This window comes from Pseudomonas sp. LBUM1672 (genome assembly GCF_059695655.1).
Genome location: NZ_CP166781.1, coordinates 223,946 through 247,481 on the forward strand (window position 1 = coordinate 223,946; position 23,536 = coordinate 247,481).

21 protein-coding genes and 2 pseudogenes are annotated in these 23,536 nt (G+C 59.8%); 10 read left to right on the forward strand and 13 right to left on the reverse strand.

The features are described from left to right. Nucleotides 1–189: 189 nt before the first annotated feature. A complete protein-coding gene (locus tag ACA053_RS01015; protein ID WP_497314914.1) occupies nucleotides 190–1,188 on the reverse strand; it encodes a D-cysteine desulfhydrase in 999 nt (332 codons plus the stop codon). A gap of 190 nt (nucleotides 1,189–1,378) precedes the next feature. Between ACA053_RS01015 and epsC the strand changes: the two genes are divergently transcribed. Together epsC and betT are read left to right on the forward strand one after the other, a co-directional pair. Then, the gene (gene epsC, locus ACA053_RS01020) at nucleotides 1,379–2,305 is read left to right on the forward strand and encodes a serine O-acetyltransferase EpsC (protein WP_497394354.1); all 927 of its coding nucleotides are present in this window, start codon (nucleotides 1,379–1,381) and stop codon (nucleotides 2,303–2,305) included. Between the two features lie 424 nt (nucleotides 2,306–2,729). Continuing rightward, a complete protein-coding gene (betT, locus tag ACA053_RS01025; protein ID WP_497396106.1) occupies nucleotides 2,730–4,685 on the forward strand; it encodes a choline transporter BetT in 1,956 nt (651 codons plus the stop codon). Nucleotides 4,686–4,703: 18 nt separating this feature from the next. Here the strand turns inward: betT and ACA053_RS01030 are convergent, their stop codons facing one another. Continuing rightward, a complete protein-coding gene (locus ACA053_RS01030) occupies nucleotides 4,704–4,964 on the reverse strand; it encodes a hypothetical protein (RefSeq protein ID WP_497394355.1) in 261 nt (86 codons plus the stop codon). 296 nt (nucleotides 4,965–5,260) lie between these two features. Here ACA053_RS01030 and ACA053_RS01035 point away from each other — a divergent pair. From ACA053_RS01035 to mgrA, 4 genes and pseudogenes are all read left to right on the forward strand, one after another. Next, nucleotides 5,261–5,523 (forward strand): annotated as a pseudogene (locus tag ACA053_RS01035) (type 2 periplasmic-binding domain-containing protein); the annotation flags it as partial. 129 nt (nucleotides 5,524–5,652) lie between these two features. After that, nucleotides 5,653–5,834 (forward strand): annotated as a pseudogene (locus ACA053_RS01040) (type II toxin-antitoxin system HicA family toxin). Beyond that, the gene (locus ACA053_RS01045; RefSeq protein WP_497394356.1) at nucleotides 5,831–6,295 is read left to right on the forward strand and encodes a type II toxin-antitoxin system HicB family antitoxin; all 465 of its coding nucleotides are present in this window, start codon (nucleotides 5,831–5,833) and stop codon (nucleotides 6,293–6,295) included. The pseudogene ACA053_RS01040 and the gene ACA053_RS01045 overlap by 4 nt, the downstream one beginning before the upstream one ends. A gap of 137 nt (nucleotides 6,296–6,432) precedes the next feature. Continuing rightward, nucleotides 6,433–7,470, forward strand: coding sequence for an L-glyceraldehyde 3-phosphate reductase (gene mgrA, locus ACA053_RS01050; protein ID WP_102593420.1), 1,038 nt, complete (start codon nucleotides 6,433–6,435; stop codon nucleotides 7,468–7,470). A 136-nt stretch (nucleotides 7,471–7,606) separates the two neighbouring features. Here the strand turns inward: mgrA and tauD are convergent, their stop codons facing one another. The 7 genes from tauD to ACA053_RS01085 form a co-directional block, all read right to left on the reverse strand. After that, entirely contained in the window at nucleotides 7,607–8,449 is an 843-nt protein-coding gene (tauD, locus tag ACA053_RS01055; protein ID WP_497314917.1) for a taurine dioxygenase, read from the reverse strand. Nucleotides 8,450–8,504: 55 nt separating this feature from the next. Continuing rightward, complete coding sequence (tauC, locus tag ACA053_RS01060; protein ID WP_109627318.1) at nucleotides 8,505–9,338, reverse strand: taurine ABC transporter permease TauC; 834 nt, start codon at nucleotides 9,336–9,338, stop codon at nucleotides 8,505–8,507. Beyond that, on the reverse strand, nucleotides 9,335–10,129 hold the full coding sequence (gene tauB / locus ACA053_RS01065) for a taurine ABC transporter ATP-binding subunit (protein WP_497394357.1): 795 nt from the start codon (nucleotides 10,127–10,129) through the stop codon (nucleotides 9,335–9,337). The genes tauC and tauB overlap by 4 nt, the downstream gene beginning before the upstream one ends. A 16-nt stretch (nucleotides 10,130–10,145) precedes the next feature. Next, the gene (gene tauA / locus ACA053_RS01070; protein ID WP_497394358.1) at nucleotides 10,146–11,123 is read right to left on the reverse strand and encodes a taurine ABC transporter substrate-binding protein; all 978 of its coding nucleotides are present in this window, start codon (nucleotides 11,121–11,123) and stop codon (nucleotides 10,146–10,148) included. Between the two features lie 296 nt (nucleotides 11,124–11,419). Beyond that, nucleotides 11,420–13,003, reverse strand: a complete 1,584-nt coding sequence (gshA, locus tag ACA053_RS01075) for a glutamate--cysteine ligase (RefSeq protein WP_497394359.1) — start codon at nucleotides 13,001–13,003, stop codon at nucleotides 11,420–11,422. Nucleotides 13,004–13,274: 271 nt separating this feature from the next. Continuing rightward, a complete protein-coding gene (locus tag ACA053_RS01080; protein WP_497314922.1) occupies nucleotides 13,275–13,658 on the reverse strand; it encodes a PaaI family thioesterase in 384 nt (127 codons plus the stop codon). Then, complete coding sequence (locus ACA053_RS01085; protein WP_497394360.1) at nucleotides 13,658–15,982, reverse strand: Tex family protein; 2,325 nt, start codon at nucleotides 15,980–15,982, stop codon at nucleotides 13,658–13,660. The genes ACA053_RS01080 and ACA053_RS01085 overlap by 1 nt, the downstream gene beginning before the upstream one ends. 360 nt (nucleotides 15,983–16,342) lie before the next feature. On the opposite strand from ACA053_RS01085, the gene ompR reads away from it, so the two are divergent. Together ompR and ACA053_RS01095 are read left to right on the forward strand one after the other, a co-directional pair. Then, nucleotides 16,343–17,083 (forward strand): osmolarity response regulator transcription factor OmpR, encoded by a 741-nt coding sequence (ompR, locus tag ACA053_RS01090; RefSeq protein ID WP_010464774.1) that lies wholly within the window; start codon nucleotides 16,343–16,345, stop codon nucleotides 17,081–17,083. A gap of 101 nt (nucleotides 17,084–17,184) precedes the next feature. After that, on the forward strand, nucleotides 17,185–18,498 hold the full coding sequence (locus tag ACA053_RS01095) for an ATP-binding protein (protein WP_109627327.1): 1,314 nt from the start codon (nucleotides 17,185–17,187) through the stop codon (nucleotides 18,496–18,498). Between the two features lie 182 nt (nucleotides 18,499–18,680). On the opposite strand, the gene rimK is transcribed toward ACA053_RS01095, so the two are convergent. Genes rimK through rimA form a run of 3 tightly spaced genes read right to left on the reverse strand, consistent with a single transcriptional unit; the run spans nucleotide 18,681 to nucleotide 20,859 of the window. Then, the gene (gene rimK, locus ACA053_RS01100) at nucleotides 18,681–19,586 is read right to left on the reverse strand and encodes a 30S ribosomal protein S6--L-glutamate ligase (protein ID WP_007949201.1); all 906 of its coding nucleotides are present in this window, start codon (nucleotides 19,584–19,586) and stop codon (nucleotides 18,681–18,683) included. Then, nucleotides 19,583–20,062, reverse strand: coding sequence for a retropepsin-like aspartic endopeptidase RimB (rimB, locus tag ACA053_RS01105; protein ID WP_010464766.1), 480 nt, complete (start codon nucleotides 20,060–20,062; stop codon nucleotides 19,583–19,585). Before rimB ends, rimK begins: the two co-directional genes overlap by 4 nt. Nucleotides 20,063–20,079: 17 nt before the next feature. Further along, on the reverse strand, nucleotides 20,080–20,859 hold the full coding sequence (rimA, locus tag ACA053_RS01110; RefSeq protein WP_497394361.1) for a S6 modification regulatory phosphodiesterase RimA: 780 nt from the start codon (nucleotides 20,857–20,859) through the stop codon (nucleotides 20,080–20,082). 116 nt (nucleotides 20,860–20,975) lie between these two features. On the opposite strand from rimA, the gene ACA053_RS01115 reads away from it, so the two are divergent. Then, entirely contained in the window at nucleotides 20,976–21,383 is a 408-nt protein-coding gene (locus ACA053_RS01115) for an RNA-binding S4 domain-containing protein (RefSeq protein ID WP_497394362.1), read from the forward strand. Nucleotides 21,384–21,551: 168 nt separating this feature from the next. On the opposite strand, the gene ACA053_RS01120 is transcribed toward ACA053_RS01115, so the two are convergent. Further along, on the reverse strand, nucleotides 21,552–22,355 hold the full coding sequence (locus tag ACA053_RS01120) for a phosphatase PAP2 family protein (protein ID WP_497394363.1): 804 nt from the start codon (nucleotides 22,353–22,355) through the stop codon (nucleotides 21,552–21,554). 103 nt (nucleotides 22,356–22,458) lie between these two features. Between ACA053_RS01120 and hslO the strand changes: the two genes are divergently transcribed. After that, complete coding sequence (gene hslO / locus ACA053_RS01125) at nucleotides 22,459–23,361, forward strand: Hsp33 family molecular chaperone HslO (RefSeq protein ID WP_109627335.1); 903 nt, start codon at nucleotides 22,459–22,461, stop codon at nucleotides 23,359–23,361. Nucleotides 23,362–23,536: the final 175 nt, after the last annotated feature.

A 23,536-nucleotide genomic window follows, 5' to 3' on the forward strand; every position in this document is an offset into this window, starting at 1 on the left:
GAATATTGAGTTTGTTATTCATTTATTGCATATGAAACTCACGCAATCCCCTGTGGCGAGGGAGCTTGCTCCCGTTCGACTGCGCAGCAGTCGCAAACGCAGTCTCCGCGTACAACTGAGAAACCGTGGTGCAGGTCTTGGGGATGCTGCGCACCCCAACGGGAGCAAGCTCCCTCGCCACGGAATACTTCAACTGGTCAGCGAATCTTTGTAGGCGAACAACGCCGGCGCCCCGCCCGTGTGCAGGAAGATGATCGGGCCCTCGTTAAAGCGCTGACGACCGATGCCATCAAGCAACCCGGCCATGGCTTTCCCGGTGTAAACCGGATCCAGCAACAACCCTTCCTGACTCGCCAACAGCTTCACCGCCGCCAGTGTCCCGGCATTCGGCTCGCCATAACGCGGGCCGAAATATTCGTCCCACAACTCGACCTTGAAACTCGCCGGCAGGCTCACGCCCAGCAACTCGGCAGTGCGCTCGGCCAGGCCCTGGACTTTCGGCCGCTGATCTTCATCGCTACGGGAAACCGTGACACCAATCACTGGCAAATCCGGCAGTGCTTCACTCAGTGCCAGCGCCAGACCACTGTGGGTCCCGGCACTGCCCGAGGCCAGGACCACGGCGGCGAATTCCAGGCCGGTGTCCTTGATCTGTTCCGCCAGTTCCAGCCCTGCGCGCACATAACCCAAAGCGCCCAGTGCGTTGGAGCCACCAATCGGCACCAGATACGGCTTCTTGCCGTTATTGCGCAGACGATCGGCCAGGGCCTGCAATTGCTCGTCGGCGTTGTCGAGGTTTTCCACCAGCTCGACCTTGGCATCGAACAGGTCCAGCAGCAGCCGATTGCCGTTGCCGAGATAGTTGGCGTCGTCGGTGCCCAACGGGTTTTCCAGCAGTGCGATGCAGCTCAGGCCAAGCTTGGCAGCAATGGCGGCGGTCTGGCGCACGTGGTTGGACTGAAGCGCGCCAGCGGTGATCAATGTGTCGGCGCCCTGGGCCAGGGCATCGGCCGCCAGGTATTCAAGTTTGCGTAGCTTGTTGCCGCCCATGGCCAGCGGTGTCAGGTCATCGCGTTTGACGTACAGATCGCGACCGAGCCAGGTCGACAGGCGTTCGAGTTTTTCCAGAGCGGTAGGGTGGCCGAGGAGGTCGAGGCGGTTAAAGCGGGCAAGCTGTTGTTTGATCATGGGTCCGTACTGGCCAAGGGAGATGTCAGGACTATAGGCACGCCTATATGCGTGGGCAACCGCCAATCTTATATATCCAAAAGTGCTGAACACAGCACTATTGGTTCTTAATTCGGCTTCCGGACCTTGCCGTAAAGTAACTGTCGATAGCGCGGCCAGACAGTCCGGCCGCCCGTGAGGAGTTTTTACCGTGAGCGAGCGTTCCAGCCATTGGCAATTGCAGACCATCGTCAGCCAACTGCGTACGGCGCGCGATCAGTGGCGTGCGCAAAACGGCCGTGCCAGCGGTGAGCAGGGCGGTCGCGAATTGCCTTCCCGGGCCGCCATGGCGGAGATTCTTGAAGCGCTGTGCGGTGCGCTGTTCCCGATGCGATTAGGGCCGGTGGATTTGCGTGAGGAGAGTGAAGACTTCTACGTTGGCCACACGCTGGATGTCGCGTTGAACGCGTTGCTGGCGCAGGCCCGACTCGAACTGCGATACGCCGCTCGCCACAGTGCCGAGGCCGACACCGAAGTCGAGGCCAAGACCATTGCGATCATTCAGGACTTCGCCCTCGCGTTGCCGGGGCTGCGCAGCTTGCTGGACACCGATGTGCTGGCGGCTTATCACGGCGACCCGGCGGCCCGTAGCGTCGATGAAGTGTTGCTGTGCTATCCGGGGATTCTGGCGGTGATTCACCATCGTCTGGCGCACCATTTGTACCGCGCCGGGTTGCCGCTGCTGGCGCGGATCAGCGCAGAGATTGCCCACTCGGCCACCGGTATCGACATCCATCCGGGCGCGCAGATCGGTCGCAGCTTCTTCATCGATCACGGGACCGGTGTGGTCATCGGCGAGACGGCAATCATTGGTGAGCGCGTGCGGATTTATCAGGCCGTGACCTTGGGCGCCAAGCGTTTCCCGTCGGATGAGGACGGCCAGTTGCAGAAGGGCCATCCGCGGCATCCGATTGTCGAGGATGATGTGGTGATCTATGCCGGCGCGACGATTCTGGGGCGGATTACTATCGGCAAGGGTTCGACCATTGGCGGCAATGTCTGGCTGACCCGCACCGTGCCGCCGGGTTGCAACCTGACGCAGGCGAATCTGCAACATGATGATGGGACGCAGAAGTAAGGGCCGGAATATTGGTTGACTGGACTGGCCTCTTCGCGGGCAAGCCTCGCTCCTACGGGTTTTGTGTCGAACGACAAATTTGTGAGCTACACAAAACCTGTGGGAGCGGGCTTGCCCGCGAATGGTTTCAAGACGAACCGAAATACTGGCATTTAGCTAATTTCCCGCTGAACGAATCCTCCAAATCCCCCGTCATACCCATCCTTGAGCTAGCGTACAGAACGTACCGCCGAGCCCTGCGATTAGTCCTTAGCACCCTATTCATGTTTAACTTGAACGCTCATTCAAGTTAAACCGCCGGTTTGCTGCCCGTTCACAACAGGAGGCTTGCCTTGCCGAGTCCGTTACTGATTGCCCTGTTTCACCCCTTCGAGGTGCACCTTCCATGAGTGCATCGTCCCTCCCTCCAAGCGGCCAGGTCCGCATGAGTCCGCCGGTGTTTTACTTCGCGGCGACTTTCATCCTGCTGTTCGGCATCGTTGTCATCGCCATGCCTGAACAGGCCGGCGCCTGGCTGCTGGAAGCGCAAAACTGGGCGGCCAACACGGTCGGCTGGTATTACATGCTCGCGATGACGCTGTATCTGGTCTTCGTGGTGGTCACCGCCTTGTCCGGCTACGGCAAGATCAAGCTCGGTGCCGACCACGACGAACCCGAATTCAGTTACCTGTCCTGGGCCGGCATGCTGTTCGCCGCCGGGATCAGCATCACGCTGTTCTTCTTCTGTGTGTCCGAACCGCTGACCCACTTGGCGCAACCGCCCCAAGGCGAGGCCGGCACGGCGGATGCGGCGCGGCAGGCGATGCAGATTCTGTTTCTGCACTGGGGCTTGCACGGCTGGGGCGTGTTCGCTTTTGTCGGCATGGCGCTGGCGTACTTTGCCTATCGACACAACCTGCCGCTGGCCCTGCGTTCGGCGCTCTATCCGCTGATCGGCAAGCGCATCAACGGCCCGATCGGATATGCGGTGGACGGCTTCGGCATCATCGCCACCGTGTTCGGCCTCGGCGCCGACATGGGCTTCGGGGTGTTGCACCTCAACTCGGGCCTGGACTATCTGTTCGGCATCGCTCACACCCAGTGGATTCAGGTCGGCCTGATCACGCTGATGATGGGCGCGGCGATCATCGTTGCGGTGTCCGGCGTCGACAAGGGCGTGCGGGTGATGTCCGACATCAACATGCTGCTGGCCTGTGCACTGCTGCTGTTCGTGTTGTTCGCTGGCCCGACTCAGCACCTGCTCAACACTCTGATTCAGAACATCGGCGACTACCTCGGCGCCTTGCCGATGAAGAGTTTCGACCTGTACGCCTACGACAAGCCTAGCGACTGGCTGGGCGGCTGGACCGTGTTCTATTGGGCCTGGTGGATTGCGTGGTCGCCGTTCGTGGGTCTGTTCATCGCGCGGATTTCCCGTGGCCGGACCATCCGCGAATTCGTCTTCGGCGTGCTGCTGATTCCGCTCGGTTTCACCCTGGCGTGGATGTCGATCTTCGGCAACAGCGCCATCGACCAGGTGCTCAACCACGGCATGACCGCGCTCGGCATGTCGGCCGTCGACAACCCGTCGATGACCCTCTACCTGCTGCTGGAAACCTATCCGTGGAGCAAAACCGTGATTGCGGTCACGGTGTTCATCAGCTTCGTGTTCTTCGTCACCTCGGCCGACTCCGGCACCGTGGTGCTGTCGACGCTGTCCGCCAAGGGCGGTAATCCGGATGAAGACGGGCCGAAATGGCTGCGGGTGTTCTGGGGCGCCATGACCGCGCTGGTAACCAGTGCGCTGCTGTTCTCCGGCAGCATCGATGCGCTGAAGTCAGCGGTGGTGCTGACCTCGTTGCCGTTCTCGATGATTTTGCTGCTGATGATGTGGGGGCTGCACAAGGCGTTCTACCTGGAGTCGCAGAAACAGATCGCACAGCTGCATTCCCTGGCACCGGTGTCCGGTTCGCGGCGTGGCGGTTGGCGTCAGCGCTTGACTCAGGCCGTGCACTTCCCGTCTCGCGATGAGGTTTATCGATTCCTCGATACGACGGTGCGCCCGGCGATTGAAGAGGTGAGTGCGGTGTTCGTCGAGAAGGGTTTGAACGTGGTCACTCAGCCGGACCCGGCCAACGACAACGTCAGCCTGGAAATCGGTCACGGCGAGGAGCATCCCTTTATCTATCAGGTGCAGATGCGTGGTTACTTCACGCCATCGTTTGCCCGGGGTGGCATGGGTTCCAAGGAACTCAACAACCGTCGTTACTACCGGGCCGAGGTGCATTTGAGCGAGGGCAGTCAGGACTACGATCTGGTGGGTTACACCAAGGAACAGATCATCAACGACATCCTTGATCAGTACGAACGGCACCTGCAGTTCTTGCATCTGGTGCGTTGATCGCCGGGGCGGTGGTGCTCATGTTTCAGTGCTCAGCACCATGAACAGCACCATCGCCGCCACGGGTACACCGAACACCGCGCTGCCGACTGCCAGTTCCGTGCTCAACGGCTGGCCGGCATGCACCATGCCGACTGCGCCGTTGATCAGCGTCAGTGCCAGCCACAGCACCACAAAACTATAGGCCAGGGTCTGGCGGCTGAAGCCGATTTTCTCGCCGATGAACAGCATCAGCGCCAGCAGGATCAGGCCGAAGGTGATGATGATCGTGGTGTGCATGATGCATTCCGTCCTTTAGATGTGTGCTGCCCTTTAGATCGCCTTCGCGGGCAAGCCCGCTCCCACAGGGATCGTCAGTGAACATAATGCTTGTGTTTACCGGCGTCCCCTGTGGGAGCGAGGCTTGCCCGCGAAGGCGTCTGGCCTGCCTGCAAACCAGCTTAAACCAATCCACCATTAGCCCGCAGAATCTGTCCATTGACCCAAGCCGAATCCGATCACCGCGCCGATGCCGCGGGGGGCGCCGGTCACGAGGGCAACTTTCGAAGTTTGAGGGGTCATGGCGGTGATTCCTACTGTCCATCAGCGAGGCCGACCGCTTTGTCGACCTGATCGCAGAAGGCGTCGACTGCGTCCTGCGCGCCGGCACCTTGAGTGATTCGGCGCTGATCGGAAAACGCATCGCCAACCTGCGCCAGATTACCTGCAAGAAGTCCTCATCGACATGCCGCCACCGTCAATGCCGGTCTCGGTGCTGTACCCCCCCAACCGACACATGTCGCCACGAGTTCGGGTGTTTGTGGATTGGCTGGGGGAGGTGTTTGCGAATGCACGGTAGCCGCTGGTCCGGGAGCAAAATCCGGTTGCACCAGAACCGCTAATATTTATCGGAGTGTGTATGGTGTGTATTAAAAATACGTTCGTCGCGTAGTGTGCGCAGCAGAAGCTGCCCACAAGGACGAAGCTGATGCGAAGTCGAGAAATGATCAGGATGATCGAGGACGATGGTTGGTATCTGGTAGCCGTGAAGGGCAGTCACCATCAGTACAAGCATCCGGGCAAGCCTGGAGGGTGACGATAAAACACCCTGACTCGGATCTTCCAAAAGGGACGATCAATAGCATATTGAAACAGGCGGGTCTGAAATGAGGCCCGAGATCGGAAACGAGAGCCTCGAAGAGGCCACATCACAGGAAGGGCTCGCCGAAATGAAATTCCCGGTCGTTCTGCACAAGGATGCCGACTCAGACTACGGAGTGATTATCCCGGACGTACCGGGTTGCATCTCCGCAGGCGCTACTGTGGCGCAGGCATTTGAAAACGTAAAAGAGGCGTTGTCATTGCACTATGAAGGTCTGGTCGCCGATGGCGATCCGCTTCCGCAAATACGCGAAATCGATGCTCACCTTGATAACCCCGATTACGCTGGTGGCGTGTGGGGTGTGGTCGAGTTTGATATCACGCCGTACTTCGGTAAATCAGTGCGTTTCAACGCCACATTGCCAGAGCAATTGCTTGAGCGTATCGATCAGACGGTCAGGCGGGACCAGCGCTACAGTTCAAGGTCAGGCTTTTTGGCGGCTGCCGCGCTACGTGAGTTGTCGGCTTAAACGTTGAAGGATCAAAAATCTGTGAAACGTTTCAGCATTTTCTCGAGTCCGAGGTTTATCGGCTTTTGTCTGGGCGTATGCTGGGCAACTTGCGAAGCAGTCGATACCAACTTCAAAGACAGACAAGAGAGGATTCGATGACTTACACCGCTGCCGAAAACCGCTACGACTCTATCCCTTACCGCCGCGTGGGCCGCAGCGGTCTGGTGCTGCCGGCGCTGTCCCTGGGCTTGTGGCACAACTTTGGCGACAGCACGCCGATCGACACTCAGCGCTCGCTGTTGCGCACCGCTTTCGACCTGGGCATCAACCACTTCGACCTGGCCAACAACTATGGCCCGCCGTACGGCAGTGCCGAGATCAACTTCGGTCGTTTGCTGCGTGAAGACTTCAAGCAGTACCGCGACGAGCTGATCATCTCGAGCAAGGCCGGTTGGGACATGTGGCCCGGTCCTTACGGCCAGGGCGGCGGTTCGCGCAAATACGTGCTGGCCAGCCTCGACCAGAGCCTGCAACGTCTGGGCCTAGACTACGTGGACATCTTTTATTCCCATCGCTTCGACCCGGACACCCCACTGGAAGAAACCGCCAGTGCACTGGCCACCGCCGTGCAGCAGGGCAAGGCGTTGTACATCGGTATCTCGTCGTATTCCGGGGTGAAAACCCGTGAGATGGCGGCGCTGTTGAAAGAGTGGAAAGTGCCGTTGCTGATTCACCAACCGGCGTACAACCTGCTCAATCGCTGGGTGGAAAAGGACCTGCTGGATGTCACCGACGAACTTGGCACCGGTGTGATTGCATTCACGCCGCTGGCGCAGGGCTTGTTGACCGACAAATACCTCAATGGCATTCCGAAGGATGCTCGGGTCAACCGTCCGGGTGGTGGTTCGTTGCAGGAATCTCATCTGTCCGAAGCCAACATCGCCCATGTGCGTGGGCTCAACGAAATCGCCAAGCGTCGCGGTCAGAGCCTGGCGCAACTGGCGCTGGCGTGGACGCTGCGCGATCCGCGCGTGACTTCGGCGCTGATCGGCGCGAGCCGGCCGGAGCAGATTATCGAGAACGTCGGGGCGTTGAAGAATTTGAGCTTTAGTGCTGAGGAGCTGGCGGAGATTGATCGGTTTGCCCAAGAGGGTGGGATCAATCTTTGGGAGAAGCCTTCGACGGCTGAATAAGTGTTCGGCGCCGGGTCTTCCGGCGCCTGTCATGTCGCCTTCGCGAGCAAGCCCGCTCCCACAGGGGAACGCATTCCCAATGTAGGAGCGGGCTTGCTCGCGAAGGGGCCAGACCAGTCAATAAAGAAATCAGCGTTCAGTTAAAAAACGGCACATCCCCCAACACCGTAGCCCGCTGCATCACCCGCCGTGCCGGCCGGTAATCGTCCACGGCGTAATGCTGTGTCACACGGTTATCCCAGAACGCCACATCGTCTTTCTGCCAACGCCAGCGGATCGTAAATTCTGGCCGCGTTGCGTGAGCAAACAGAAACTTCAGAATCGTTTCACTCTCGGTTTCCGACAGCTCATTGATCTTCGATGTGAAGCCTTCATTGACGAATAACGACCGACGCCCGCTCACCGGATGCGTGCGAATCACCGGGTGCGAAAGCGGTGGATTCTTGCGGCGCGCTTCTTCCCACTGAGCCAATGCTTCAGGCGTGTTGCCATAACGCTCCAGCGGGAACGAGCGAGTGAAATCGTGAGTGGCGGTCAGCCCTTCGAGCAAGCTTTTCAGCGGCGCCGACAACGCTTCATACGCCGCAATGCCGCTGGCCCACAACGTGTCGCCACCAAACTCCGGCAACAGCTTGGCACTCAGCACCGCGCCCATGGCCGGGGTCGGCAGGAAGGTCACGTCGGTGTGCCAGATCGCGTTGTCGCGCACGTCGGTGACGGCGGTGTCGAGGATCAACACTTCGGGCTGTTCCGGCACGTTCGGGTAGATAGGGTGGATGTGCAGATCGCCAAAGTTTGCGGCGAATCGTGCCTGCTGCTGAGGTGTGATCGGCTGGTCGCGGAAGAACAATACTTGATGCTTGAGCAGCGCTTGCTCGATGGCATCGCGCTGTTCCTGATTCAGCGGCTGGCTCACGTCGATGCCGCTGATTTGCGCGCCGAGGGCGTAGCTGAGGGGAACGATGGTCAGGTTACTCATGGTCTTTCTCTTCAATCCAGGGTGCCGAGCTGTCGGCATGGTCAATGACAAATCTTTAGTGAGCCTGGCCGTGCCACGGCACCAGTTTGCGCTGCAGGGCGCGCAGGCCCATTTCCATGGCGAAGGCGATCAGCGCGATGACCAGAATCCCCAGCACCACCACATCGGTGACCAGGAACTGCGCGGCCGACTGCACCATGAAGCCCAAACCGCTGGTGGCGGCAATCAGTTCGGCGGCGACCAGTGTCGACCAACCCACACCCAGACCGATACGCACGCCAGTCAAAATATCCGGCAAGGCACTCGGCAGAATCACATGGCGAATCAACTGCGCCCGGGTCGCGCCCAACGATTGCGCGGCGCGCAATTTGGCCGGGTCGACGGTACGCACGCCGGTCGCGGTAGCGATGGCAATCGGGGCGAAGATCGCGAGGTAGATCAGCAAGACTTTCGACAGCTCACCGATGCCGCACCAGATCACGATCAGCGGCAGATAAGCCAGCGGTGGAATAGGGCGGTAGAACTCGATCAGCGGATCGAGAACGCCGCGCGCGATGCGGTTGTGGCCGATGGCGATGCCGACGGGCACTGCGGTCAGCACGGCAAAGCCAAGGCCCAGACCGATACGGCTGAGACTCGCGCCCAAGTGCTGCCACAACGTGGAATCCATGTAGCCGGTGGTCACCAGTAGCCAGCCTTTTTGCAGCACGGCGGACGGTGGCGGCAGGAACAGCGGTTCGATCATTCCAGTGGCGGTGACGGCCCACCAAATGACAACGAGCGCCACCAGCGTCAGCAAGCTGATCCACCGAGTGCTGAGGCTGCGTCGCACCGGAATGGCTGCGGACCCTGGTTTCACCGCAACGGTAGGAATTTCATAGCTGCTCATGCGCGCTCCTTCCGCTGGGCGGTACTGCGTTGGGAGAACACTTTGGCGAGCACGTGTTCGCGGGTTTCGATGAAGCGCGGGTCGGACTTGATCGAGCGAGCCGACTCACCGGCCGCGTAACGCTGACCGAAATCCAGGCTCAGGCGCTCAACGATTTGCCCAGGATTCGGCGCCAGCAGAATCAAATCCGTGGCGAGGAACACCGCTTCTTCGATGTCGTGGGTAATCAGGAATACCGGTTTGGCGGTGCGCTGCCAGACTTGTAGCAGCAGCTCCTGCATCTGTTCGCGGGTGAAGGCATCGAGGGCGCCGAAGGGTTCATCCATCAGCAACACGCGCGGGTCGGCGGCGAGGGCTCGAGCCAAACCGACACGCTGTTTCTGACCACCCGAGAGCTGCCAGATGCGGCGATTTTCGAAGCCGGAAAGGTCCACCAGCGCGAGCATTTCCCGAGCACGGATTTCGCGTTTTTCTCGGCTAACCCCCGCCAGTTCCAGACCGAAACCGACGTTGGTCAATACGTCCTGCCAAGGCAGCAGGGCGTCATCCTGGAACACCACGCCGCGCTCGGCACTCGGGCCTTTGACCGGCACGCCATCGAGGGTGATGCGCCCGGCACTGGGCTCGACGAAACCGGCAATCAGGTTCAACAGCGAAGTCTTGCCACTGCCGGACGGGCCGAGGGCCACCAGCAATTGCTGGGGCCCCAGGCTCAGGGAAATATCCGCCAGTACCGGTTCGGCGGCGCCGGGGTACTGTGCGCTGATGCGCTCCAGCTGTAGCAAAGCCATCGCGGTTAACTCCCGATTAGTTGGTGATGTACTTGGCGCTGACGTACGGCGCGTAGTCCGGCAGCACAGCCTCGACCTTGCCTTGTTCCTTGAGGAACACAGCGGTGTCGGTGATGGCCTTGGTGGTCGGCGCGCCGAGGGTGATCACTTGATCCGCCGCCAGCGGGAAGACGTTGCCTTGCAGCAGCAACGGAATGTCGCTGGCTTTGGCGCCGGAGAGTTTCATCAGTTTGTCGACGTTGGATTGGTTGGCGAGCCAGGCTTCCGGGTCTTTGCGGTAATCGGCGTAGGCGTCGAGGGTCACTTTGGCGAATGCGGTGACGATTTCCGGGTGCTTCTCGGCGAAGTCTTTACGCACGATCCAGGCATCGAAGGTCGGCGCGCCGAACTTGGCCAATTCGCCGGAGGTGATCAGCACCTTGCCGTTTTCCTTGGCGACGCCGAGTGCTGGGTCCCACACGTAAGTGGCGTCGATGTCACCGCGTTTCCATGCGGCGATGATGGCGGGCGGAGCGAGGTTGAGTACGGTGACTTTCGACGGGTCGATGTTCCAGTGCTTCAGCGCCGCCAGCAGGCTGTAGTGACCGGTGGAAACGAATGGCACGGCGATTTTTTTGCCGATCAGGTCCTGCGGGGTTTTGATCCCGGAACCGTCGCGGGCGACCAGGGCTTCGGCGGCGCCGATCTGGGTGGCGATGAGGAAGGTTTCGACCGGGACTTTGCGGGTGATGGCCGCCGTTAGCGGGCTGGAACCGAGGTAGCCGATCTGTACGTCGCCGGAAGCGATGGCGGCGATGATATCGGCGCCATTGTCGAATTTGCGCCAGTCGATTTTGGCGTTGGTGGCTTTTTCGTAAGCGCCGTCGGCCTGGGCGACTTTCGCCGGGTCTACGGTGGTCTGGTAGGCGACGGTGACGTCAGCCGCCTGGGCAAAGAAACTCGCCGCAGCCAGAGACGCGGCCGCCAGGAGGCGAAGGGGGAAAGTCAGTTTCATTGAGAAGCTCCTTGTCAGGCGACCGAGAGTCGGCGTGAAAAGGAGACTAAATGATATAAGAATCCTAAAATAAATAACTTTTTAGAATGAGCTTATGAGCGGAAAATTCTAAGGCCCGTTACTGTGGATTGCTTTTGTGGCGAGGGGATTTATCCCCGTTGGGCTGCGAAGCGGCCCCAAAACCTTCAATCGCGGTGCATCAGTAAAACCGAATCGAATAGCTTGCGACTGCTTCGCAGCCGAACGGGGATAAATCCCCTCGCCACAGAAAACCCTGTTACCAGAGAGATTGCAGATTAGTTGCTGATCGCCAGAATGCTCGCCTGGTACGACCCGACAAACACATCGAAATCGCCGACTTCGTTCTGCTCCAGCTCCACTTGCTCAGCCAGAGAGGAACGGGCGCGTTCTTCAAACTTCGCCTGGTCTTCGCTATTCAACGGCTCGCTGCGGAAAAACTCCGCATGCGCCTGGCTTTGGCGCAGGGAGAATTGAGCAAAGCTCTCCTTGTGCTCCGCCATCGCCGCCAGCACTTGGGCCGATGGCGTCAGGGACGAGTCCTTGACCTTGGCCAGTTGCGCATCCAATGCCTTGCTGTGGGCATCGCCGCCATGGCTCTGATCCAGCAACGCTGCCAAAGGCGCAATCTTCTCCAGCAATTCGCCGGCCCATTCCTTCAGGTCGACCGGTTGACCGTCGCGCTGCAATTGCAGGCCCGGACGACGACCTTCCTTGACCACGCTGAGGAAGTTCGAGGTCGCGTTGCCGCACGAAGTATTGGTCAGCAGCGGGCTGTCGTTCAGCGCGCAATACAGCAGGAACGCGTCGAGGAAGCGCGACTCGGTGAGGTCGATGCCCATCGGCAGGAACGGGTTGATGTCCAGGCAACGCACTTCGACGTACTGAATGCCACGGGCCACCAGTGCCTGGATCGGCCGCTCGCCGGTGTAGGTCACGCGTTTCGGGCGGATGTTGGAGTAGTACTCGTTTTCAATCTGCAGGATGTTGGTGTTGAGCTGAACCCACTCACCGTCCTGATGCGTGCCGATTTCGACGTAGGGCGCATACGGCGTGGCGACCGCTTTGCGCAGGCTGTCGGTGTAGCTGGCCAAATCGTTGTAGCACGGCGTCAGGCCGGCCTGGGCGTTGCTCTGGTAACCCAGGTCACTCATGCGCAGGCTGGTGGCGTACGGCAAATACAACGTGTCCGGGTCCAGTTGTTCCAACTGGTGCGAACGACCGCGCAGGAAACCGGCGTCCAGCGCCGGCGAAGCACCGAACAGGTACATCAGCAGCCAGCTGTAGCGGCGGAAGTTGCGGATCAGCGCGATGTAGGCCGACGATTGATAGTCGCGGTCGGTGCCGACAAAGCCTTCAGTCTCGCTCAGCAGCGGCCAGAGCTTCTCGGGCAGGGAAAAGTTGTAGTGAATCCCGGCAATGCACTGCATGGTCTTGCCGTACCGCAGGGCCAGGCCCTTGCGGTAGACGTACTTGAGCTGACCGATGTTGGACGTGCCGTAATAGGCGATCGGGATGTCTTCCTCGGCCGGCAACGGGCACGGCATCGATGGGCTCCACAGAAACTCGTTGCCGAGCTTGCTGTAGGCAAAGCGGTGGATCTTGTCCAGGCTCGCCAGCGTATCGGCCGGGTCTGGCAGGGCCGGGGTAATGAATTCCAGCAGCGACTCGGAATAGTCGGTGGTGATTTGTTCATTGGTCAGCGCGGAACCCAATTCTTCCGGGTGCGGCGTTTGCGCCAGGCGACCTTCGCCGGTCACGCGCAGGCATTCACGTTCGATGCCGTGAAGGCACTGTTCGAGCAGAGAGAGGTTAGCGCGCTCGCCGAGCAGAGCCAGGCGGCGGTTGAGAAGTTCGCTCAAGTTGGATTCCTTCACGCGTCAGTCGCCCCAATATGGGGGTGGGCAAGACGGTCTACAAGGGTGAAGTTAAAACTGGCGTTTTCGCCTGGTTTTTGAGCCTGACAGGCCATTTGCCGATTATTCAAGAACTGCACGTTCCCTGTGGGAGCGGGCTTGCCCGCGATGAGGGAGTGTCAGTCACCGTTTACATCGTCTGACACACCGCCATCGCGGGCAAGCCCGCTCCCACAGGTTCTTTGCGCTGAAATTAACTCAAATGGGTGACATCTAGCTACAGGACAGCGAACGTGCCTTGTGCTTTTGCGACGAGTTTGTCGCCTTGCATCACGTCAGCTTCGACCACCAGCGTGCGACGGCCCGGGTGAATCACCCGCGCCGTACACATCACTTCACCGTCCGAAACGGCGCGAATGTAGTTGATCTTGCATTCGATGGTCGCGCTCTGCTGGTCAAAGCCGTGGGTGCTGGAACAGGCCAGCCCCATGGCAATGTCCACCAGACTGAACAAGGCCCCGCCGTGCAGCTTGCCGCCGCGATTGCGCAGTTCTGGCTCAAGCGCCAGGGCGACTTGCGCCACCCCGGTTTCCAGGCTGTGCAAGCGACACCCCAGCAGCTTGAAAAACGCGCTTTCGGTCAGGCCGGCGGGAACCTCCATCAACGCTTCTTCAACTGCTTGGCGTTGGCGAACAGCGAAGCCATGGCGTTGTTGGCCGGGGCCGCCGCCGTGGTTTCCTTGCGCGGTGCGTTGTTCTGGGACTGGCGTGGAGCCGACCCCGGACGTGCACCACGGGCACCGTCGATTTTCTCGCCCGGGGTGTCGCTCATGCGCATCGACAGACCCACGCGTTTACGCGGGATATCGACTTCCATGACCTTCACTTTCACCACGTCACCAGCCTTCACCGCTTCACGCGGATCCTTGATGAACTTCTCCGAAAGCGCGGAGATGTGCACCAAACCGTCCTGATGCACGCCAATATCAACAAACGCGCCGAAGTTGGTCACGTTAGTCACGACGCCTTCGAGGATCATGCCCAGTTGCAGATCCTTCAAGTCTTCGACGCCTTCCTGGAACTCGGCAGTCTTGAACTCGGGACGCGGGTCGCGACCGGGTTTTTCCAGCTCTTGCAGGATGTCGGTGACCGTTGGCAGACCGAAAGTCTCGTCGGTGTACTTCTTCGGATCGAGGCGCTTGAGGAAGCTCGCGTCGCCGATCAGCGAACGAATGTCTCGGTCGGTTTCAGCGGCGATGCGCTGCACCAGCGGATAGGCTTCCGGGTGAACCGCCGACGAATCCAGCGGGTTGTCGCCGTTCATGACACGAAGGAAACCGGCGGCCTGTTCGAAGGTTTTTTCACCCAGGCGTGCGACTTTCTTCAACGCGGCGCGGGTTTTGAATGCGCCGTGCTCGTCGCGGTGGCTGACGATGTTCTGCGCCAGGGTCGCGTTGAGGCCGGAGATGCGCGCCAGCAGCGCCACGGAAGCGGTATTCACGTCCACGCCCACGGCGTTCACGCAGTCCTCGACCACAGCGTCCAGGCCACGCGCCAGTTTCAGCTGCGACACGTCGTGCTGGTACTGACCGACGCCGATGGATTTCGGATCGATCTTCACCAGTTCGGCCAGCGGATCCTGCAGGCGACGGGCAATCGACACCGCGCCACGGATCGACACGTCGAGGTCCGGGAATTCCTTGGAAGCCAGTTCCGACGCCGAGTAAACCGATGCACCGGCCTCAGAGACCATGACCTTGGTCATCTTCATGGCTGGGTATTTTTTGATCAGCTCAGCGGCGAGCTTGTCGGTTTCACGGCTGGCGGTGCCGTTGCCGATGGCGATCAGGTCGACCGAGTGCTTGGCGCACAGGGCGGCGAGAATCGCGATGGTCTGGTCCCATTTGTTATGCGGCACGTGCGGGTAAACCGTGGCGTGATCCAGCAGTTTGCCGGTGGAATCGACCACGGCGACCTTGCAGCCGGTGCGCAGACCCGGGTCGAGGCCCAGGGTGGCGCGCGGACCGGCCGGGGCCGACAGCAGCAAGTCGTGCAGGTTGTGGGCGAACACGTTGATCGCTTCGGTTTCCGCGCCATCGCGCAGCTCGCCCAGCAAATCGGTTTCGAGGTGGGTGTAAAGCTTGACCTTCCAGGTCCAGCGCACCACTTCGCCCAGCCACTTATCGGCGGCGCGGTTCTGGTTCTGGATGCCGAATTGCTGGCCGATCATGCCTTCGCACGGGTGCATGGTGCCCGGCAGCTCGTCGCCGACTTTCAGTGCGGAGCTGAGAATGCCTTCGTTGCGGCCACGGAAAATGGCGAGCGCGCGGTGCGACGGCATGCTTTTCAGCGGCTCGTCGTGTTCGAAGTAGTCGCGGAATTTGGCGCCTTCCTCTTCCTTGCCGGCGATGACGCGGGCACTGAGGGTGGCTTCCTGCTTGAGGTAGCTGCGCAGTTTGTCCAGCAAGCCGGCGTCTTCGGCGAAGCGTTCCATCAGGATGTATTTGGCGCCTTCGAGGGCGGCTTTCACATCGGCGACGCCTTTTTCGGCATCGACGAAGCGCGCGGCTTCAGCGTCTGGCGTCAGGGTCGGGTCGTTGAACAGGCCGTCGGCCAGCTCGCCGAGGCCGGCTTCCAGGGCGATCTGGCCCTTGGTGCGGCGCTTCTGCTTGTACGGCAGGTACAAGTCTTCGAGGCGGGTCTTGGTGTCGGCGAGCTTGATGTCGCGTTCGAGCTGCGGGGTCAGCTTGCCTTGCTCTTCGATGCTGGCGAGGATGCTGATGCGCCGTTCGTCGAGTTCTCGCAGGTAGCGCAGACGCTCTTCCAGATGACGCAACTGAATGTCATCGAGGCTGCCGGTCACTTCTTTCCGGTAACGGGCGATGAAGGGAACGGTAGAGCCTTCATCGAGTAGCGCGACGGCCGCTTCGACCTGTTGTGGGCGTACACCGAGTTCCTCGGCGATGCGGCTGTTGATGCTGTCCATAAAACCACCTGACAAATTGTGAAAGCAGGCTCGCAGGCGCAGAGATAAAGGCTCGGCGAGTCTGGTTGAGCGGCCTGGCCTGCGCCGCTACCTGGATCAACAGGTATCCCGTTGACCCGTGAAATCGAACAATGACTGCCGGCGCCATGAAAATAAAAAGCGGCCACCTGCAGCCATGATCAGACGTTGCCTGACACAAAAGGCCGCGCATTATAACCAGCGTTCTATCATTCAGGGGCATCGCAGGCGGTAGCGCGAGGGCCGGATTTCTGGCGGTGAAGGAAAAATCTGCTAACAATGCACACGGTGCGTATAACGGCAGCTACGCCATAATGCGCGCCGAGATCAAAGGAGCATCTAATGAGCAGCACTGCAAACAATGCTGAAGGCGAAAAAATTCTTATTGTTGACGACGATCCAGGGCTGAGCAGCCTGCTGGAACGTTTTTTCGTCAGCAAGGGCTACCGAGCCCGCGCCGTACCGAACACTGAACAAATGGATCGCCTGCTGGCGCGTGAAGTGTTCAACCTGGTCGTCCTCGACCTGATGCTGCCCGGCGAAGACGGTCTGACCGCCTGCCGCCGGCTGCGCACGGCGAACAATCAGATCCCGATCATCATGCTGACCGCCAAGGGCGATGAGCTGAGCCGCATCAAGGGCCTGGAACTGGGCGCCGACGATTACCTGGCCAAGCCGTTCAACCCGGATGAGCTGATGGCCCGTGTCAAAGCGGTCCTGCGTCGCCAGTCGACGCCTGTGCCGGGCGCACCGGGCAGCGAAGACGAAAGCGTGACCTTCGGTGACTACGAGCTGTCCCTGGCCACCCGCGAACTCAAGCGCGGTGACGAAGTGCACATGCTGACCACCGGTGAATTCGCGGTGCTCAAGGCCTTGGTCATGAACGCGCGTCAGCCACTGACCCGCGACAAGCTGATGAACCTGGCCCGTGGCCGTGAATGGGATGCCCTGGAGCGTTCCATCGACGTGCAGATCTCCCGTCTGCGCCGGATGATCGAACCCGATCCATCCAAACCGCGTTACATCCAGACGGTCTGGGGCGTGGGATACGTGTTCGTACCGGATGGCGCCGCCACCAAGTGATCGGCGATTTGTAGGAGCGGGTCTTGCGGACGATTGTCCGCAGACTCGCGATCCGCAATATGCGAGCATCGCTCGCTCCTGCAAGTGTGTAGCGGTTATCCATGAAAACCCCCGTTTGGTTCCCCCAGAGTTTCTTCTCCCGCACCCTGTGGCTGGTGCTGATCGTCGTCCTGTTCTCCAAGGCGCTGACCCTGGTTTATCTGTTGATGAACGAAGACGTGCTGGTGGATCGCCAATACAGCCACGGCGTCGCCCTTACGCTGCGCGCCTATTGGGCTGCCGATGAAAAAAATCGAGAGAAAATTGCTGATGCCGCCACGCTGATCCGGGTCGTGGGCGCGGGTGTGCCGGAAGGCGAGCAACACTGGCCTTACAGCGAGATCTATCAGCGGCAGATGCAGGCGGAGTTGGGTGCCGACACCGAAGTGCGATTACGCATGCACTCGCCGCCGGCCCTGTGGGTTCGGGCGCCTAGCCTGGGCGACGGCTGGCTGAAAGTGCCGCTCTATCCGCATCCGTTGCGCGGCCAGAAAATCTGGAACGTGCTTGGGTGGTTCCTTGCTATCGGCTTGCTGTCCACCGCCTCGGCGTGGATCTTCGTCAGCCAGCTCAATCAACCGTTGAAACGTCTGGTGTATGCCGCACGGCAACTCGGTCAGGGGCGCAGCGTGCGCCTGCCGATCAGCGACACGCCGAGCGAGATGACCGAGGTGTACCGTGCCTTCAACCAGATGGCTGAAGACGTCGAGCAGGCCGGTCGCGAGCGTGAGTTGATGCTGGCCGGGGTATCACACGACCTGCGTACGCCGCTGACCCGTTTGCGCTTGTCCCTGGAGTTGATGGGCGACCATAGCGACCTGTCGGACGATATGGTGCGTGACATCGAGGACATGGACGCGATTCTCGACCAGTTCCTGGCGTTTATCCGCGATGGTCGTGACGAGTCTGTCGAGGAAGTAGACCTGAGTGACCTGGTTCGTGAGGTTGCGGCACCGTACAACCAGAACGAAGAAAAAGTGCGGCTGCGCCTGGAGCCGATTCAGCCGTTTCCCCTGCGTCGGGTATCGATGAAGCGGTTGCTGAACAATTTGATCGGTAACGCTTTGCACCATGCTGGCAGCGGGGTTGAGGTGGCGGCTTATGTGTCTGGCGATACCAGCGCGCCTTATGTGGTGCTGAGCGTCATGGACCGTGGGGCGGGGATTGATCCGTCCGAGCTGGAAGCGATCTTCAACCCATTCACCCGGGGTGATCGTGCCCGGGGTGGGAAGGGGACAGGACTTGGACTGGCCATCGTGAAGCGGATTGCTTCGATGCATGGCGGGAATGTTGAGTTGCGCAATCGGGCCGGTGGTGGTCTCGAAGCTCGGGTGCGGTTGCCGCTGGGGTTGATGTTGCCTAGAGACGCGGTGTAGCCAAGAGCCACCCCTCACCCCAGCCCTCTCCCCACAGGGGAGAGGGGGAAAGGGAGCAGATCTCGGTTGTTTTCAAAACCTGAGCTCGACTCGATTTTTCAGGTCGATGTAGCTCGAAAGAACACCACTGTCAGTCCCCTCGCCCCTTTGGGGAGAGGGTTAGGGTGAGGGGGCTCTTAGCTTTAGCCCTTGCCTTTGGTCCGGGTCATATTCGGCCCGCCATTTTTCTCAAGATGCTCAATGATGATCCCCGCCACGTTCTTCCCGGTGGTGGTCTCAATCCCTTCCAATCCCGGCGACGAGTTCACTTCCATCACCAGCGGCCCGTGATTGGAACGCAGGATGTCCACCCCCGCCACCGCCAGACCCATGACCTTCGCCGCACGCAACGCCGTCATGCGTTCTTCCGGGGTGATCTTGATCAGGCTGGCGCTGCCGCCGCGATGCAGGTTGGAGCGAAATTCTCCAGGCTTGGCCTGGCGCTTCATTGCCGCGATCACCTTGTCGCCGACCACGAAGCAGCGAATGTCCGCGCCCCCGGCTTCCTTGATGTATTCCTGAACCATGATGTTCTGCTTCAGGCCCATGAAGGCTTCAATCACCGATTCTGCGGCGGTCGCCGTTTCACACAACACCACGCCGATGCCCTGAGTGCCTTCCAGCACCTTGATCACCAGCGGTGCGCCGTTGACCATGTCGATCAGGTCGGGAATGTCATCCGGGGAGTGCGCAAACCCGGTCACCGGCAAACCGATCCCGCGGCGCGAGAGCAATTGCAGCGACCGCAGTTTGTCCCGCGAACGGGCAATGGCCACCGATTCATTAAGCGGGAAAACCCCCATCATTTCGAACTGGCGCAACACCGCGCAGCCATAAAACGTCACAGACGCACCGATCCGCGGGATCACCGCGTCGAAACCTTCCAGCGGCTTGCCGCGGTAGTGGATCTGCGGCTTGTGGCTGGCAATGTTCATATAGGCGCGCAGGGTGTCGATCACCACCATTTCATGGCCACGCTCGGTACCGGCTTCGACCAGACGACGAGTGGAATACAGACGCGGGTTCCGCGACAGCACAGCGATCTTCATGCAACACCTGTGGAGGAGGTAGATACCGGGAACACCGGCTTGTCTTGTACATATTTAATCCCCGGATTGACCACCAGCTGGCCGTCGATCAGGGCTTTGGAACCGAGTAACAGGCGATAACGCATGGATTTGCGGCAGGCGAGGGTGAATTCGACCCGCCATACCCGATCACCCAGGGCCAGTGTGGTGCTGACCACATAACGCATCTGCGCGTGACCGTTGGAGCTTTTAATGGTTTTGCGCGTCACCAGTGGCGCCTCGCAGCGTCGATGACGCAACTGCACCACCGTGCCCAGGTGCGCGGTGAAGCGCACCCAGCTTTCACCGTCGCGCTCGAACGGCTCGATGTCGGTGGCGTGCAGGCTCGAGGTGCTGGCGCCGGTGTCGATTTTTGCGCGCAGGCCCGCGACTCCCAGATCCGGGAGCGCCACCCACTCGCGCAGACCGATAACGGTCAAATGGTCAAATGTCTTCAATAGGAAAAAACCGGCGATTAACGCGTCCACGCCTCAGGCGTTACCTGGGCCAACGCTTTGAATACAGGCTTGGCGAACCAGTAACCCTGCATCAGAAATATTCCACAGTCCGCCAGGAAATCCCGTTCTCCGGCGCTTTCGATGCCTTCGGCGATGACTGTAACGTTCAACTCCGCACACATTGTGACAACCCCTCGAACGATAGCCTGACGAACACGATCGCGATCGACATCGCGGATCAGTGCCATGTCGAGTTTGATCAGGTCCGGTTGGAAATCAGCCAGCAGATTGAGCCCCGAGTAGCCCGCGCCGAAATCGTCGATGGCGGTCTTGAAGCCGAATTCGCGGTATTCACGCAGAATATTAGTCAAATGGCGATAGTTATCTACGTGCTGGCTTTCCAGCGTTTCGAAAATCAGACGGTTGATGGGGAAGTTGTGTTTTTTTGCAGCCTCCAGAGTGGTGCGGATGCACAGTTCCGGGCGGTACACGGCGTTGGGCATGAAGTTGATGGACAAGTGTGTCTGCATGTTTAGATTGGCCGCCCCTTCAATGGCGCGGGTCCGGCAGAGCTGGTCGAAGCGGTAGCGATTTTCCTCGTTGACCTGATCGAGCACCGACAGTGCGCCTTCCCCGGCAATGCCGCGGACCAACGCTTCATGAGCAAAAATCGACCGGTCGCGCAGATCGACGATCGGTTGGTAGGCAAAAGAAAAATCGAAGCCCAGCGGCTCGCTTTGCTGACAGCCTTGGCAACCGCCCTGGGGCGAAGTCAATGAAGACGGGAATATAGTCACTCGATCACTCCATGCCGGTGAGCCGGCCAAGATCACAGTTTATCTGGAGGGCCGAGTTCTTGCGCCCGACAGAAACGGTAGTACAGTTCCGACTATGGGCTGAAAGAGGAATTCAAGTGGCACAAAAAAACGAAGAGGACGACAAGGTCCGTCTCGATAAGTGGTTGTGGGCTGCGCGTTTTTACAAAACACGTGCCTTGGCCAAGGCGGCGATTGAAAGTGGCAAGGTGCATTGCCGGGGTGAGCGCTGCAAACCGGGCAAGGAACCGAGGGTCGGCGACGAGTTTCAGATTCGTGCAGGGTTCGAGGAACGTACGGTGGTGGTTCAGGCGCTATCGATTGTGCGTCGTGGCGCGCCTGAGGCTCAGACGTTGTATGTGGAAACCGATGCCAGCATCGCCAAGCGCGAAGCGGCCGCGGCCATGCGCAAGGCCGGCGCGTTGGGCGTGAGCACCGATGGCAAGCCGAGCAAGAAACAGCGGCGGGATTTGTTCAAGTTTCGCGGTAGTAGCAACGACGAGTAGTCATTGCTCACATGATTTGTGACGAGGGAGCTTGCTCCCGCTGGAGGCCGAAGGACTCCCTATACCGACAACCGGGTTCTTTCAGATAGATCCCTGTCGCCTGGTTTTGCGGCTGCTGCGCAGCCGAGCGGGAGCAAGCTCCCTCGCCACAGAAATGGCATCAAGGCATTAGCCGGCCGCCCTTACCACACTCATCCGCGAAACCACCGGCAATTTCCCTAGCAACCCGAACACCGGTGCCGTCACCTTCAGGAAAAACGCCGAAGCGTGATAGGCAAACGGCGTGTAGTAACCCCAGCCCAACGCCCATACCGCCAGCAACACACCACCAATGTAATCGTCCTGGCCCCAATGGGCGCCCGCCACCAGGCGCGGCATCATGAACAGCAGCGCCAGGGCCCAAATCACCAATGTCTGCCAGGAATTTCGGCTGAACACGGTCATGAACAGCGCCCAGATCAGCAACACCGAAGCGTGGTCACCCGGAAAGCTTTGCGTCGACCGATCCTTCAATTCCCAGGACTTCTCAAGGCCCGGGAAATAGTCACTCATACGAATCGCACCCTCGATCATCATCGACGGGCTGCTGTGTTGCCAGCTCATGTATACGGCAAGCTTTGAGAACAGCATGCGGATAAACAGCAGCACCAGCAGAACCGCGAGAAAACCGAAAAACGCCTGACGCACCTCAGTCTTCTCGAACACCCAATCGCCCTTGATCAGCAGCGTCAGCAGAATCACTCCAACCACCACATCGAACGGGCGCAGACTTGCAATCGCCCAGATGCGTAGCCATATCGGGTTGCTGGCCAGCGGCGCATTCAGCAGATGAAATAGCCACTCGTCGAAAATCACACACAGCATCTGACCCGTAGGCCATAACCAGAAGGCCAGCAGTGCCAGAGGCACGAAATTGCACAGAGCCAACCGGCGGAGGTTCCACCTTGCTTGGAACAAACCCGGATTGTTCATAAAATGCCTCCCATGGCTGAACATCGCGCACCAAAGCGGTGCTGCAAAGGCGCAATCTTCACGATTTGTAACCATTTTGTCATTACTTCAGATACCCAGACCTATGACCGATCTACCGGATACCGACTACACCCAACGCTTCATCTTCGATGACAGCGACACCCGCGGCGAGCTGGTTTCGTTGGAACGGAGCTACGCCGAAGTCCTCGCCAAGCACCCGTATCCGGAGCCGGTCGCGCAACTGCTCGGCGAGCTGATGGCGGCCGCGTCGTTGCTGGTCGGCACCTTGAAGTTTGATGGCTTGCTCATTCTTCAGGCCCGTTCCGACGGCCCGATTCCGCTGCTGATGATCGAATGCTCCAGCGAGCGCGAAATCCGTGGCCTCGCCCGTTATGAAGCCGACCAGATTGCCCCCGACGCAACCCTCGCCGACTTGATGCCCAACGGCGTACTGGCGCTGACCATCGACCCGACACAAGGCCAGCGTTACCAAGGCATCGTTGATCTGGATGGCGAAACCCTGTCGGAGTGCTTCACTAATTACTTCGTGATGTCGCAACAGGTCGGCACCCGTTTCTGGCTGTACGCCGATGGCCGTCGCGCCCGTGGTCTGTTGCTGCAGCAGCTGCCTGCCGATCGCTTGAAAGACCAGGAAGAGCGCGACGCCAGTTGGCAGCACATCACCGCGCTGGGCGGCACCCTGACCGCTGACGAATTGCTGAGCCTGGACAACGAAACCGTGCTTCACCGCCTCTACCACGAAGAACAGGTGCGCCTGTTTGATGTGCAGAGACTGCGTTTCCGTTGCAGCTGCTCGCGAGAACGTTCAGGCAATGCACTGGTCAGTTTGGGTATGGAAGACGCGCAGGCGTTGGTTATCGAGCACGGCGGCAACATCGAGATCGATTGCCAGTTCTGCAACCAGCGTTACCTGTTTGATGCGGCCGATATCTCCCAACTGTTCGCTGGAGCGGGTGTCGATACGCCGTCAGATACCCGGCACTAAAACGGTTCAGCGCAGGTAAATTCACTGGATAGCGCCGGAATAACGCCGTTCTGACGGGAGGGCCCTACTATTTTTGGGCGTTTCTGGCATAATCCGGCCCACTTTTTGTCGCGGTAGTAGTGCACGACTTTCTACTACAAAACGTTTGGAGCACACTCGGCCACTGGCCGACGGG